Below are 14,356 nucleotides of genomic sequence, written 5' to 3'. Positions count from 1 at the left end.
ATCGACGAGACCACGATGCGCATCGAGCTGATTGTGGATGAAGAGCCGCTCTATGCCGGCATCGACCCCTACAACAAGCTGATCGACCGCAATTCAGACGACAATCTGATGCCGGTGACAATCGAGTAGACCGGGCTCTCGACGGGACTGGAAAAGGCCGGCCTCACTAGGTCGGCCTTTTTCTTGTCCGCGATCGGGTCGACCCCGGTCAATCGGTATTGCCGGGCGGCGTCGCCGGTCAGGTGACGAGAACCTTGGGAACCCCGTCGCCCCTGTCGCGGATGAGGCTTCGCAGGAATGCCGGAAAAATCTCCATCGCATCACGCGCCGAAAGTGAGTCGGGATCGCGATGTCGCCACCAGTATTCCCAATAGGAGGTCACATGGCTCAGCGCCGACAGGTCGCTGCCCAGATGGTAGAAATAACTGTCAGCCTTGAGCAGGAAGTCGCGAATGGTTTCGGCGTTTCCGCTACTGCAGAACCGGTCGAATTCTTGTTGGAAGCCGTCGAGAACGGAGATCAGTGCTGCCCAGCGCTGGCGGGTTTCCCTGAGGATGAGACGCTGGATCTCATTGATCTGCTGTCGTTCGCTCGGGGTCACGCCGCGAATGATCACATCATCCATTTCGATGACAAATTTCCGGAGCCGATCCGTCGCATCGTGCAGCTTCCAGCGGTAGTAAAGCACACCCTTCCAGCCGTACATGCCGTCGGCAAACTCCTCGGGTGTCATGCCGAGCGTCTGGCGCAGCGCGTTCATCTTGGCGGTGTCATTCCCCTCGATGATCTCGACCGCGAACTTCATGGCGCGGGCGTCGTCCTCGGCGAGATTCTCGCGTCCGAAAGCAAGGCCGACCACGCCGGCAATCTGCCTCGCCACATAGGCCTGCATGGCCTTGCGTTCCTTTGGCGCGATCTGGAGATACCGCGGGTCGACCGGCCGCTCATGTTTCAAGAAGCGGTCCGCCAGCAGAAAGGGATCGAAGGATGGAAGCTTCGCGAGTTCGCGAAGGCGGGTGAGATCGTCATCAATATTGTCGCCGCCTTCGACCGTCAGGTCGAGAAACAGGCGCAACTTCGCCAGGCCGCGTCTTTCCTCGACAAACAGCGAGTGACCGCCCATGCCGAGGTCGTCGATGGAGACTGGAATGATCACCTTGGTGACGACGGCCGCATCGACCGACATCAAGGCGCGTTCGTGCGGCCGCACAGTGTGCTTGATGAGGAAGCTGTGATTGAGCTTGGGATTCTTGAAGACCGGGCGCTGATCGAAATCGAGATCATGCTTGTGTGCACGGGTGATCGAATAGAGGTCGAGAATCCGCGTCGTCCCGCCACCCTGCACAATTCGCGTTAGATTTGCGTCCATGTTCAATCCGAGCCCACACCAGGCAAGGCTAATCGAGGACGTGTCGCCGACCGGTAACCGTCGCTGACGCGGCGGATCATATATTATGAAGTCAGCGCCTTGGCCGGCTGCGTGTCCTGAATCCGACGAGCCGCGCGGCCGGGGCCGGCGGCCCGTGGTGGGCGGGACGAGGGTGGGGATAGGGAAGCGTCAGGCGGCGTTGACGGCCTGAACGACCGGGTGGGGAATGAGGGAATGCGTGCGCCGGCGGGTGCCATCCAGGTCGGGTTCACGACCCGGAGAAACCCGGGTGACACTGGCAATGAAGTCAGAGAACAGCATCACGGCCTCACGGGCCTGCAGGAAACCCTTGGCATTTTGCTTGGACCAATAGGTCCAATAGCCCGGGATATGGCTGACGACCGACAGATCGCTGCCGACATCATAGAAAAGGCTCGGTGCCTTGAGCAGGAATTTCCTGAAGCCATTGGCGTCCTCACCGCGGCAGAAGCGCGCGAAGACCTGCTCATACTCCTCCATCACCGATGTGAGGCTTTTCCAGCGATGTCGGGTTTCCTCGATGATTCTCCGGCGCATGTGCTGCAGCTCGTTATACTCGTGATCAGAGGCGCCGACGATACTCACGGCCTTGAGCTCGTTGAGGAAGGATTTCAGCGCGCCGAGCGCTTCGCCCATGCTCCAGCGATAGTAGAGAATGCCCTTCCAGCCGAAGATGCCGGTCTTGAATTCGATCTCGGTCATGTCGAGGGATTTCCGCAAGGCCTGCATGCGGCCATCCAGGTCTCCGGGCAGGAGCTGGCGCGTGAAGCGCATGGCCCGATCATCATCGCGGTCGGCATCACTGGTCCCGAAGGCCAGGGCCACGACCGAGGCGATCTGCTGGGCGACGGATTGCTCCATCCGCTCCGCCTCGGCATCGGTGATATCGAAATAGCACTCATCGATGGGGCGCACATGATCCCGGAAGCGTTCGGCCAGGAGAAAGGGGTCGAAGGAGGGCAGGCCTGCCAGCTCGCGCAGACGGATCATGTCCAGATCCATCAGATGGGGTTCCTGCTTGCTCTCGAACAGGGTGCGCATCTTGCTGGCGAAACCGATTTCCTCGACGAAAACCGCATGCCCACCCAGGGCGAGGTCATCATGCGCGAGTGGTACGAGAACCTTCGTCACCACGGGCTGGCTCGACATGACATAGGGGCGTTCGTGGGCACGCACTGTGTGCTTGACGATGAAGCAGCGATTGAGCCGGGAATTCAGGAAGAAGGGATTGTCGGCATGGGCGTCATACTCGCCATGGCGGCGGGCGATCGAATGCAGGTCGAGGATGCGGGAGGTCGCGCCGCCCTTGACGATATTGCGCAGATCGGACCGGACGGTTTCGCGAATACGTGTCATCGGCATCCCTCTTCGTGACCTGCAGGCTAGGCAGGGGCGATTTAAGGATCGGTCTGCCGGAACAGGGGTATTCGAGATGCAATTGAGTCGAATGCGCGATGACGCAGTTAATGTGCGGCCGGTTTGAGCCGTGAGAACAGAAGCCCGGCGACGCCTCCGCCGAGGGACAGCATCAGCAAGCCACTGATCTCGCGACTTGAGGCGACAGGGGTGATCAGCGATCCCAGAACCGCACGATAGTAAATCGTGATCGCCGAAATCATCACGATGATGGCGACGGCACCTGCGAGAAAAAAGCCTACAGACCGCCAACCCGGTCCGAGTCGTCTGGCGATCAGGCCGGCGACCGGCAAGGCGATGGCGAATCCGATCGCCGTCAGCGCGCCCAGCGTCGGTCCGAACCCGGCCAGATCGCGCGCAATGGCGTCGAGGCGAACGGTGAGCGGAATTTCCGCCCCAATCGCGATCAGGGCCTGCAGATCGATATGCGTATTGGTCAGGCTGACAAGAATTGTGCCGACAAGGACGGCGGCCAGATAACTTGCCGTGATGCGAAACCGGTTCATATTCCTGACCCAATCGGGTCCTCTACAGCCATTCGCAGAGCCTATAGGGTGGCGCCGGTGACGACAATTCGGGAGTGGCGCGATGCGCATGATCTGGGCAAGTCTGATTCTGGCCGCGGCTGTCGTGACGGGCCCCGCTACCGGGCAGTCGGCGGGTGAAGCGCCGCAACTGGCAACCGTGGTCGAAGGACTGGAATACCCCTGGAGCCTCGCCTTCCTGCCCGATGGCCGCATGCTGGTCACCGAGAAGCCCGGGCGGCTGCGGATCGTGACGCCCGACGGCGAGGTCTCCGACCCCGTCAATGGTGTGCCGGCGGTGTTGTGGTCCGGTCAGGGCGGGCTGCTGGACGTGGCGATCTCTCCCGACTTTGCCACCGATGGCGAAGTCTTTCTGACCTGGTCGGCCGGTGAGCCCTACGACAACACGCTCTATCTGGGGCGGGGCCGGATTGAAGGCGAGGCCCTGAGCGATTTCGAGACCTTGTTCGAGGCGGCACCGCATCGGCGGTCCAATGTTCATTATGGAGGTCGGATCACCTTCTTGCCGGGTGGTATCACGGGTCATCGGGCGGGCAGTCATGCCCCCATTCCCGAGACCTTGGTCCTGGGCATTGGTGACGGCTTTGACTTTCGAGAACAGGCCCAGAACCCCGCCAGTCATCTTGGAAGCTTCGTACGCCTGACCCTCGACGGCGAGCCGATGCCCTCGCCGTTTGAGGGCGCTGCGCCCGGTATTTTCTCCATCGGACACCGCAACCCCCAGGCGGTGCTGTACGATGCGGTTGATGGCGTTCTCTACGCCAATGAGCACGGGCCGCGCGGCGGCGACGAGATCAATATTCTCATCGAAGGCCGGAATTACGGCTGGCCAATTGTCAGCCAGGGCACGGATTACACCGGCGCCCTGGTCACGCCGTTCGACACCTATGACGGCATGATCGAGCCTCTCCACGCCTGGACGCCCTCCATCGCGCCAGCCGGGATGGCGCTCTATCGCGGTGACATGTTTCCTGAATGGGAGGGCGACCTCCTCGTCGCGGCCCTGATCGCCGGCGATGCCGATACCCCGTCCGGCCATGTCCGCCGGGTGGATCTGGAGGCCGGAGAGGTGGTCGGCGAGGAAATCCTTTTCGGCGAACTCGAGGCACGCATCCGCGATGTCCGCGTCGCGCCGGACGGCGCGATCTGGCTGCTCACCGACGAGGCGGACGGACGTCTGGTCCGGGTGTCGCGCTAGCGTCGACTACTCTGCCGGGGCCGGCTCGACCGATTCCGGATGACTTGCCTTGCGGTCGAGGCCGAAGAATTTCGCCAGCCGGGACGGCGCGCCGAGCATGACCGGAGTCAGAAGCAGGGTCAGCAGGGTCGAGAAGCCAAGCCCCCAGACCACGGCGGAGGATAATTGCACCCACCATTCACTGGCCGGGCCACCGATCGACAGCGTGCCGTGCGCGAAGTCCGCATTGAGCTGGAAGACCATTGGCAGGAGGCCGAAAATGGTCGTGATCGTGGTCAGCATGACCGGCCGCAGGCGCTGTGCTGCCGTGCGCACGATGGCTTCATCCACGGCCATGCCCAAGCCGCGAAGACGCTGGAAGGTGTCGATCAGGACGATATTGTTGTTCACCACGATCCCGGCCAGCGTCACCACGCCCGTACCGAGGAAAAGGATGGAGATATAGGGGAAGGTCAGCATCACGCCGAGCAGTACCCCGATGACCGACAGAACCACGGCCTGCAGGGTGAGCAGGACATGCCAGAAATTGTTGAACTGCCAGAGCAGGATGACTGCCATCATGAAGAGTGAGGCCGCCATGGCGCTGGCAAAGAAGGCCCCGGCCTCGGCATTCTCCTCGTCGGCACCAAGATAATTGACCTCGACCGAGCGTGGGATTGTGCCGTCGGCGATGCGATCCGCGATGAAGCCGCGAAGCTCGGTCAGCAGGATATTGCCGGCATAGCCCTCATCGGCATTGGCGCGGACAATCAGGACACGCTTGCCATCGCGCCGCGAGATCGAGTCGAGGCGCTGCCGGGCTTCCCGGGTGACGAAATTGGAGATCGGCACGGCCCCGGTTTGCGTATTCACCCGCAGATCGTCGAGGCGTGAAATATCGCGATCGGCCGCCGGGAAGCGGACGCGGATATCGACTTCTTCGTCGGCATCATCCGGGCGGTAGCGCCCGACCAGCGTGCCGGTGGTGACGAGTTGCACCGCTGCGCCGAGCTGGGTCACGTCAGCGCCGTACCGACCGGCTTCCTCGCGATCAACATCGAGGCGCCATTCGACACCGGGAAGGGGCAGGGTGTCGTCAATGTCGGCGAGCCCCTCCATCTGGTCCATATAGCCGCGCACCAGGCGCGTTGAAGCCTCGAGGGCTTCGGCATCATTCGAGCGCAGTTCGACCTGGATGTCCTTGCCTACCGGCGGGCCCTGCTGGAAGGGGCGGACCTCGATGATGACTCCGGGAATACCAACCATGGCGTCGCGGATTTCCCGTTCGATCAGGCGGCCATTGGGGCGCTGGCCGAAGGGTTCGAACTCGACGAAGATACGCGCCACACTGTCCGCCGGCGCCGCGCCGACCCCGTCGAAGGGCGAGCGACCGGGCGGGGTTCCGGCGACGGTGTAATAGCCCTTGATCCCCTCAATGCCGGCCAGTCGGTTTTCCGCCTCCAGGGCTAGCTCATACTGCTCTGCCGGCGAGAGGTTTCCGCGCGCGCGAACGAAGACATAGAGCTGCTCCGGTTCCGCATCGAGGAAGAATTCGGTGCGCATGTTCGAGGCCGTTGCCCCGAAGCTGACGACAACGCCGACGACGACTGTGACTGCGGCCAGTGCGACCATGACAGGGCGTCTGACCAAATGGGTGATCAGGCGCGCATAGCGGCCGGTCAGTCCGGGCAGGTCGGTCGGATCGCCATCTTCCTGGGCGTTGAGGTGCGCAACGGCGCTGTCGGCATCGACGACACCACCCTTGCGGCCGAAGACCGAGCCCAGCGTCGGCAGGAAGACCAGCGCCATGACCAGGGCGGAGGTGAGAACGAAGATCAGGGTGAGTGGCAGGAAGGCCATGTATTGGCCCGGGATGGAATCCCAGAACAAGAAGGGCACGAAGGCGGCCAGCGTGGTCGCGGTCGACGAGACGATCGGCCAGAACATCCGCTTGCCGGCGCTGGCATAGGCTTCCTTGCGGGTCGCGCCCTCGGCCAGTTTGCGGTCGGCATACTCGACCACGACAATGGCGCCATCGACCAGCAGGCCGACGGCGAGGACCATCGCGAACATCACCATGAAGTTCACGGTCAGCCCGTAAATGTCGAGCAGGAGGAAGGAGAAGAGAAAGCTGGATGGGATGGCGATGCCGACCAGAAGCGCCGAGCGCAGGCCGAGCGCGGCCACCACGATGATCAGGACCAGGATGATGGCCAGCATGATGGAGGATGTCAGGCTCTGCAGGCTGTCTCGAACATAGGTCGAGAGGTCGAGCGAGAAGTCGTGACGGATGGTTTCCGGCCAGGCCTCGGCGATTTCATTGGTCCGGGCCCGCACTGCAGCGGCGGTGTCCATGATGTTTTCGCCCGACCGACGCACGACCTGAAGCGTATAGGCCGGGGCGCCGTTATAGCGCGCGAAACTGTCGGCATCCTTGAAGGTCCGGCGCACCGTGGCGACGTCCTGCAGGGTCACGACCGTATCACCGGATCGGGTCAGGGGCAGATTGAGCGCGTCCTCCGCCTCTTCGAACAGGCCGGGCACCTTGACCTGGAAGCGTGCTTCGCCGCTGTCCAGTGAACCCGCGGCGATCAGGCGATTATTGGACTGAACCGCATTGAAGAGCTGGGCATAGGTAACGCCATAGGTCTCCAGCCGGGCCGGATCGATGACGATTTCCAGCACTTCTTCGCGCAGGCCCTGGACATCGACCTGAAGAATTTGCGGCAGGGCCTCCAACTCGTCCTCGAGGGTGCGAGCTATCCGGTAGAGGGCCCGTTCCGGAGCTTCACCATAAATCTGCACGGCGATGGTCGGCGCGAGGGCCGAGTTGAACTCCTGGATGACGGGCTCGCGGACATCTTCCGGGTATTCGCGGCGCGCCATGTCAACGGCTTCGCGGACATCCAGAACGGACTGGTCGGCATCGAAGGGGACATCAAATTCCGCCACCAGGGTACCGACGCCGAGGCTGGCCGTCCCGTTGAGTTCTTCCAGCCCCTCGATGGCCCGCATCTCGGTTTCGGTCGGGCGAACGATGAGGCGTTCGGCGTCTTCCGGTGAAATCCCGTCGAGCGGGACGGCGACGATGACGAAGGGGAAGGGGATGTCCGGGTCGGCCTCGCGCGGCAATGTGGCGAAGGCAAACAGTCCGGCGATCAGTGCGCAGACGAAAATGGCCAGGATCATGCGTGCCCGGCCAATGGCGAAATCAACGAGACCGGTCACCGGCTCGCTCCGGCCTCGCGGACTTCCACACGCGTACCGTCCGAGACGAAGTCCTGGCCGACCACGATGATCTGGGCCGTCTCCGGCAGTCCGCTTACCCAGACCTGCTCACCATCATCGCTCAGGAGTTCGATGGGCAGGAAACGCACCGTGTCGCCATTCTCGATGATCCGTACACCCAGATCGCCGTCGGAATTGAGGGCGAGAATGGAGGCCGGCACACGGTGAGCCGGTTCCAGTGGCAGGTTGAGCCGGATTTCCGCCGTGATGCCCGAGCGGATGGCGCCGTCAGGATTAGGCACTTCCAGCTCGACCCGGAAAGTGCGGGTTGCGGGATTGGCGCGACGTTCGACAAAGCGGATCACGCCGTCCACCTGCTGGCCGCTGAGCAGGCGCGCGCTGCCCGGCATGCCAGGCTCGAGGGCCATGATATCGCGTTCGGCGACTTCGGCGATCACGAGGATCGGATCGAGCTGAAGCACCGTGCCGCACGGATCGCCGGTCCGCAGGAAATCACCGATCTCGGCATCACGACCGTCGAAATACCCATCGAAGGGCACCCGCAGTTCGATATTGGCCAATTCCTCGCGGGCAGCGCGCAATTGGGCGCGGGCAGCATCGCGGCCGGCTTCCATCGCCGCAACCTGGTTGGACGAGCGGTGGCCGCGCGCCATCAGCTCGGCAGCGGCATCATATTCCAGCTGGCGGGCCCGCAGATCGGCTTCGGCCTGGTCCACAGCGGCGCCGCGTGCATCGACATCGAGTCGGCAAACGACATCGCCGGCAGACACGGGGCTGCCTTCCAGAATGGGCGCCTCGACAACACGACCGCCGGTCTCGGCGCGGACGGTCACGGCACGGATCGTCTCGGTGCGGCCGCGCAAGCGCAGCTCCGCCGGGCGCGGCGACGCGGCGACAGTCCGGGTAACCACTTCAAAAAGCGGGTGGGAATCGGACGCGTCGTCCGACTGGATGACGGCATCGCTGCGCAAGGCGGTTCCGACCGTGAACAGCAGAACCACCGCGACGAAAATGCCAGCCGCGTAGAGGTAGGACGAATTGAACTTCATGACCAAATGTGTCTCGCCGGAATCGGTCGACGACTCGCCATCAGGGCGAACGTCGTTCACGTCCCAAGAGATACCCCCCATCCCGTTGCATGGCGAGAACAAATCCGAGAATTGTCCCGCCTCATTATTCTTGTCACACGACCTGACCGGCACACCAGCCGGACGACCATGCCCATTGGAAGTTGTATCCGCCAAGCCAGCCCGTGACGTCAACAACTTCTCCAATGAAATACAGGCCGGGCAGATCTCGAGCGGCCATGGTTCGGCTGTCGAGCCCTGCTGTATCGACCCCGCCTAGCGTCACCTCGGCCGTGCGATAGCCTTCTGATCCGGTCGGTGTCAGGGGCCAGGATTCCAGCCTGTCGGCAAAAACCCGCAAGCGCTTGTCGGACTGGTCAGCCAGATTGCCGGTGATCTCCGCGTCCTCGACCAGCATATGGGCGAGGCGTTTCGGCAGATGATCGGCCAGCGCGGTTTGCGTCGCCTGTCGACCATTGGACTGCCGGGCGTCGCGCAAGAGAGCGAAGAAATCCAGGTCGGGGCGAAGGTGGAGGTTGATGTCATCGCCCTCGCGCCAATAGGAGGATATCTGGAGGATTGCCGGTCCCGACAGGCCGCGATGGGTGAAGAGCATCGCCTCCTCGAACCGGGTCTTGCCATGACAGGCAACCCCATCGACGGCGACACCGGCCAGCGGCTTGAAACGCGCCAGCGTTTCCGGATCAAAGGTCAGCGGCACCAGGCCGGGTCGGGTCTCTATGAGGTCGAGTCCGAACTGGCGAGCGATATCATAGCCAAATCCGGTCGCCCCCATTTTGGGAATGGATTTGCCGCCCGAGGCGATAACGAGAGAAGCGCAGTCCAGTGCGGCGCCGTCCGAGAGGGAAAGCGCAAAACCCTCGCCCTTGCGCTCGACCTGCGTCACCGAGGTCGAGAGGCGCAAGTCTCCCCCGGCCGCGGCCAGGTCTTTCAGCAGGGCGGCGATGATGTCCTTGGCCGAGTGGTCGCAAAAAAGCTGACCCAGCGTCTTTTCATGCCAGGCGATGCCGTGGCCATTGACCCAGTCGACGAAATCCCACTGCGTGTAGCGCTTGAGCGCCGACTTGGCGAAATGCCGGTTCTGCGACAGGAAATTCTCCGCCGTCGCATACATGTTGGTGAAGTTGCAGCGACCGCCTCCAGAGATGCGGATCTTCTCGGCCGGGGCCTTGGAATGCTCGATCAGGGTGACCGAGCGTCCGCGCTTGCCCGCCTCGATGGCGCACATCAGGCCGGCCGCGCCGGCGCCGATGATGACGACATCCCGGCTGGCCATGGATCAGCCGGTGACCTGGTCGAGCCAGTCAGCGAAGGCATCGATCTGGGCGTCGCGACCGATTTCGTTCATGGTCTCGTGGCGGAAGTCCTTGAGCACTTCCAGCCGGACCTCGGTGAGGCCCGCCTTCTTCAGGCGCTTGGCCAGGACCTCCATCGACTTCCCGCCTTCGGTCGCCGGGTCTTTCGAGCCGGCAATCAGATGCAGGGGCAGCCCCTTGGGGAGGGGCGCGAGATGGGCGTCATCCTCGGCATAGGCGACGCCGGATAGGAAGTCTCGCCAGAGCGACACCGTGGACGGCCAGCCGCAGACCGGATCGTTGACATAGGCATCGACCTCATCGGTATCGCGCGACAGCCAGTCGGCATCGCTGCGGCCCTCCGGAAAGCGCTTGTTCCAGGCCTTGAAGGTAAGATTGTCGAGCGTGTGACTGGTCGCCAGCTTCCCGCCGCCAAACAGGGCTTCAAAAAAGAGCACGAAGCGCATCACGCCTTTCAGGCCGCCCAGCGCCATATTGCCGTTCCAGATCGCCGCAGCGGTAACGCTGTCGGGTTCTCTCAGGATATGATTGAAGGCGATGACCGAGCCCATGGAGTGGCCGAAAATTACCAGTGGCAGGCCGGGCCAGCGACGTCGCGCCTCGGCGTGAACCGCGGCGACATCTTGCATCAGCTTGTCCCAGCCATCGACGTCGGCAAAGCGGCGCGGACCACCATCGGCGGCTTCGGTGGCGCCATGGCCGCGATGATCCTGTGCGATGACATGATAGCCGCGTCGGGCCAGCTGGGCGGCCATCCGGGCATAGCGTCCGGCGTGCTCGGCCAAGCCGTGATTGATATGGACAATGCCGCGCGGCCTACCCTCGGCATCCTGCGTGTAAATCGCCAGATCGGCGCCGCTGGGGCTGGCCAGCCTGTCGAGCCTGAATGTCGCGTCGCTCATGCATCCTCCCGTTTGTGGTGAACCTAACGCGTTTTCTCATCCGCCGTCAGGGCTATAGTCACAGCGGCAATCAGGTGAACGGGCAATCGGGGAGGATGGCGATGTTTTCCAAACGCAAGGCATTGTTGGCGATCGATCAGGGCACAACGAGTTCGCGGGCGGTGGTCTTCTCGCCCGAGGGTGAGGTCATCTGCGTGGCCCAGCGTGAGTTCGAGCAGATCTACCCGCAGCCTGGCTGGGTCGAACACGACCCCGACGTGATCTGGGCGACAGTCCGGGCGACCGCGCGCGAAGCCCTCGCCGCCGCAGAAAAGGCCGGCTGGCGGGCCGACGCTATTGGAATCACCAATCAGCGCGAGACAACGCTGGTGTGGGACCGGGCGACGGGGGAGGCCATTCACAACGCGATTGTCTGGCAGGACCGCCGCACCGCCAACACCTGCGCGAGCTTGCGCGATGCCGGCCATGCCGAGCGTGTGTCCGAGCGAACAGGCCTGGTTCTCGATCCCTATTTCTCCGCGACCAAGATCGCCTGGATACTCGACCATGTGGATGGGGCCCGCGCCCGGGCCGAGGCTGGCGAGCTGGCCTTCGGTACTGTCGATAGCTGGCTGATCTGGAAGCTTACAGGCGGGGTGCACCATGTGACCGACGCGACCAATGCGAGCCGGACGGCCCTCTTCGATATCAGCGCCAATCGCTGGGATCCGGACCTGCTGGACCTGTTCGATGTGCCCGCCGCCCTGCTGCCTGAAGTGCGCGATTGTGCCGGTGATTTCGGCACCGCTGGCAAGGCTGTGCTCGGCCGCGAATTGCCGATCTGCGGCGTGGCCGGCGACCAGCAATCGGCGGCGATCGGGCAGGTCTGCCTGGAGCCCGGGGAGATGAAATCAACTTATGGCACCGGCGCCTTCCTTCTGATCAATACCGGCGACCGCCCGGTTCGGTCGAAGAACAAGCTTCTGGCCACGATTGCCTATCGTATCGCTGGCGAAACGACCTATGCGCTGGAAGGCTCGGTCCTGTCGGCCGGGGCAACCATACAATGGCTGCGCGACGGGCTTGGACTGATCGCCAAGGCGTCGGAAATCGAAGCGCTGGCCGATAGTGCCGATCCCGATAGCGGTGTCTATCTCGTGCCGGCCTTCACGGGTCTGGGCGCGCCCTATTGGGATGCCGACGCCCGCGGAGCGCTGGTCGGCCTGACCCGAGGGTCGGGCCGGGCCGAGATTGCCCGGGCGGCGCTGGACAGCTCGGTTCATCAGACTTGCGATCTGCTGGAGGCGATGGCGGCGGACGGCGTCGAGGCGCGCAGCTTGCGGGTCGATGGTGGTATGGCGCGCAACAATGCCTTCCTCCAACGCCTCGCTGATCTGACCGGCATCGAAACCGTGCGCCCGGCCAGTGTCGAGGCGACCGCCTGGGGCGCCGCCTTCCTGGCCGGTCTGGGTTGTGGCCTCTTCGCGTCACTGGAAGATGGTCGCAAGGTCTGGAACGCGGACCGCAGCTTTGCCCCAGGCGGTGACGCGGATCGCCGCGACGCTGACCGCAAGGGCTGGCATGAGGCGGTGGCGCGGGCCCGGTCCTGATCGCGCGGCGGGCTGAGCCGGATTTCTGAGCTCCGTGGAATCCCGGGCGATAGGCTTTGTCGATGGACAGGTTTGCCGGAATGTGGCGCTGTTGCCGCGGAAACCAGACGCGAAGGACAGGGCCCCATGACAAGCACGCCGATCATCGCCGCCAAACGACCGGCCAAGGTCGAGCTGGAAGCCGGCAAGTCCTACTCCTGGTGTCGCTGCGGCCGTTCGGCCAACCAGCCCTTCTGTGACGGCTCGCATCGCGGCACGGATATCAAGCCGCTGACCTTTACTGCCGAGAAAACCGGCCCGGCAGGTCTCTGCCAATGCAAGGCCAGCCGAAATGCCCCCTTCTGCGATGGAAGTCATGCTGGCCTGGGTGCGCTGGAGCCTGGCGATGCTGTCCCGGCGGCGACAGGCGATACGGTTCCCGCGGCCTCGCCGACGCCGGAGGAGCCAACGGTTTTGCGGATTCACGACCTGGCGCGCGATGGTTTGTCCAAGCTCGGCCATCATGGCGAGATGGGAGCGATGGGCGTCCCGCGGAAGGATTTGCCGCATTGGGATGATATCCAGATCCTGCCGGCGCAAATGGCGCGCAAACCGCTGCTTGATGATCACCCTGTGGACGCCCGAACCGTGATCGGGCCGAGGGCTGGCAAGCCGCTCCAGCTCGATATGCCGCTCTTTGTCTCCGATATGAGCTTTGGCGCCCTGTCGGAAGAAGCCAAAACCGCCCTGGCGCGCGGTGCCGAATTGGCGGGGACCGGGATTTGTTCCGGCGAGGGCGGGATGCTGCCGGAAGAGAAAGCGGAGAATAACCGCTATTTCTATGAACTGGCATCGGCCCGTTTTGGCTGGAGGCCGGAATTGGTCGCCGATGTGCAGGCCTTTCATTTCAAGGGCGGTCAGGGCGCCAAGACCGGTACCGGCGGACACCTGCCCGGCGACAAGGTGCAGGGCAAGATCGCCGAAGTGCGGGGTCTGCAGCCTGGAGAAAGTGCGATTTCCCCCGCGACCTTTGCGGACCTTGTCACCCCGGACGATTATCGCCGTGTCGCTGACGAGGTTCGCGAGCGCTCTGGCGGCATCCCGATCGGCTTCAAGCTGTCGGCCAATCACATCGAGGATGATATCGACTTCGCCCTCGCCGCGAGTGCGGACTACATCATCCTGGATGGACGCGGTGGCGGTACGGGCGCCGCGCCACTCATCTTTCGAGACCATATTTCGGTGCCGACCATTCCCGCTCTTGCCCGCGCAAGGCGGCATCTCGATGCGAAGGCGGGGCGAGAGGTCACGCTTGTGATCACCGGCGGGCTCCGGGTCGCCGAGGATTTCGTCAAGGCCATGGCGCTCGGTGCGGATGCGATTGCGGTGTCCAATTCGGCCATGCAGGCCGTCGGTTGCATTGCCGCGCGAATGTGCAATTCCAATAATTGCCCGGTCGGGATCGCAACCCAGAAACCTGAATTGCGAGCGCGGCTTGATGTTCAGGTCGCAGCCGAGCGTCTGGCCCGCTATTTCGGTGCCTCGGTTGATCTGATGCGGGTGCTGGCCCGGGCTTGTGGCCATGCCGAGTTGTCAGCCCTGTCTCCGGCCGACCTGTCGACCTGGAAGCGCGAAATGGCTGACCTGAGTGGCGTGCGCTTTGCCGGCTGGGCGTCGTGACCGGCTG

At 63.4% G+C, this 14,356-nt stretch carries 10 protein-coding genes; 3 read left to right on the top strand and 7 right to left on the bottom strand.

Translation table 11 applies throughout. The features are described from left to right. Positions 1 to 238: 238 nt before the first annotated feature. From QZ266_RS04775 to QZ266_RS04765, 3 genes are all read right to left on the bottom strand, one after another. Positions 239 to 1,369, bottom strand: coding sequence for a hypothetical protein (locus QZ266_RS04775; protein ID WP_295692074.1), 1,131 nt, complete (start codon positions 1,367 to 1,369; stop codon positions 239 to 241). A 189-nt stretch (positions 1,370 to 1,558) separates the two neighbouring features. Beyond that, positions 1,559 to 2,764 (bottom strand): hypothetical protein, encoded by a 1,206-nt coding sequence (locus QZ266_RS04770; protein ID WP_295692072.1) that lies wholly within the window; start codon positions 2,762 to 2,764, stop codon positions 1,559 to 1,561. Between the two features lie 107 nt (positions 2,765 to 2,871). Further along, positions 2,872 to 3,330, bottom strand: coding sequence for a hypothetical protein (locus tag QZ266_RS04765; RefSeq protein WP_295692070.1), 459 nt, complete (start codon positions 3,328 to 3,330; stop codon positions 2,872 to 2,874). 82 nt (positions 3,331 to 3,412) lie between these two features. Between QZ266_RS04765 and QZ266_RS04760 the strand changes: the two genes are divergently transcribed. After that, positions 3,413 to 4,567 (top strand): PQQ-dependent sugar dehydrogenase, encoded by a 1,155-nt coding sequence (locus QZ266_RS04760; protein WP_295692069.1) that lies wholly within the window; start codon positions 3,413 to 3,415, stop codon positions 4,565 to 4,567. 6 nt (positions 4,568 to 4,573) lie between these two features. Here QZ266_RS04760 and QZ266_RS04755 read toward each other — a convergent pair whose 3' ends face one another. The 4 genes from QZ266_RS04755 to QZ266_RS04740 all read right to left on the bottom strand — a co-directional run bounded on the left by QZ266_RS04755 (position 4,574) and on the right by QZ266_RS04740 (position 11,101). Next, on the bottom strand, positions 4,574 to 7,774 hold the full coding sequence (locus tag QZ266_RS04755; protein ID WP_295692068.1) for an efflux RND transporter permease subunit: 3,201 nt from the start codon (positions 7,772 to 7,774) through the stop codon (positions 4,574 to 4,576). After that, complete coding sequence (locus tag QZ266_RS04750) at positions 7,771 to 8,904, bottom strand: efflux RND transporter periplasmic adaptor subunit (protein ID WP_295692067.1); 1,134 nt, start codon at positions 8,902 to 8,904, stop codon at positions 7,771 to 7,773. Before QZ266_RS04750 ends, QZ266_RS04755 begins: the two co-directional genes overlap by 4 nt. Before the next feature lie 73 nt (positions 8,905 to 8,977). Next, a complete protein-coding gene (locus QZ266_RS04745) occupies positions 8,978 to 10,159 on the bottom strand; it encodes an NAD(P)/FAD-dependent oxidoreductase (RefSeq protein WP_295692065.1) in 1,182 nt (393 codons plus the stop codon). A 3-nt stretch (positions 10,160 to 10,162) separates the two neighbouring features. Beyond that, positions 10,163 to 11,101: an alpha/beta fold hydrolase gene (locus tag QZ266_RS04740; protein ID WP_295692063.1), complete on the bottom strand. Its 939-nt coding sequence runs from the start codon at positions 11,099 to 11,101 to the stop codon at positions 10,163 to 10,165. A 101-nt stretch (positions 11,102 to 11,202) separates the two neighbouring features. Between QZ266_RS04740 and glpK the strand changes: the two genes are divergently transcribed. Beyond that, complete coding sequence (gene glpK, locus QZ266_RS04735) at positions 11,203 to 12,690, top strand: glycerol kinase GlpK (RefSeq protein WP_295692062.1); 1,488 nt, start codon at positions 11,203 to 11,205, stop codon at positions 12,688 to 12,690. Between the two features lie 126 nt (positions 12,691 to 12,816). Beyond that, the gene (locus QZ266_RS04730; protein WP_295692060.1) at positions 12,817 to 14,349 is read left to right on the top strand and encodes a glutamate synthase-related protein; all 1,533 of its coding nucleotides are present in this window, start codon (positions 12,817 to 12,819) and stop codon (positions 14,347 to 14,349) included. Positions 14,350 to 14,356 lie beyond the last annotated feature (7 nt).

Origin of the sequence: uncultured Maricaulis sp., assembly GCF_905480005.1 — a bacterium.
Lineage (GTDB): Bacteria > Pseudomonadota > Alphaproteobacteria > Caulobacterales > Maricaulaceae > Maricaulis.
This window is presented reverse-complemented; position numbering and strand designations above follow the sequence as displayed.

Coding starts and splice junctions, on each gene's coding strand:
- QZ266_RS04775 (WP_295692074.1), bottom strand. CDS start 1,369: ATGGACGCAAATCTAACGCGAATTGTGCAGGGTGGCGGGACGACGCGG.
- QZ266_RS04770 (WP_295692072.1), bottom strand. CDS start 2,764: ATGACACGTATTCGCGAAACCGTCCGGTCCGATCTGCGCAATATCGTC.
- QZ266_RS04765 (WP_295692070.1), bottom strand. CDS start 3,330: ATGAACCGGTTTCGCATCACGGCAAGTTATCTGGCCGCCGTCCTTGTC.
- QZ266_RS04760 (WP_295692069.1), top strand. CDS start 3,413: ATGCGCATGATCTGGGCAAGTCTGATTCTGGCCGCGGCTGTCGTGACG.
- QZ266_RS04745 (WP_295692065.1), bottom strand. CDS start 10,159: ATGGCCAGCCGGGATGTCGTCATCATCGGCGCCGGCGCGGCCGGCCTG.
- QZ266_RS04740 (WP_295692063.1), bottom strand. CDS start 11,101: ATGAGCGACGCGACATTCAGGCTCGACAGGCTGGCCAGCCCCAGCGGC.
- glpK (WP_295692062.1), top strand. CDS start 11,203: ATGTTTTCCAAACGCAAGGCATTGTTGGCGATCGATCAGGGCACAACG.
- QZ266_RS04730 (WP_295692060.1), top strand. CDS start 12,817: ATGACAAGCACGCCGATCATCGCCGCCAAACGACCGGCCAAGGTCGAG.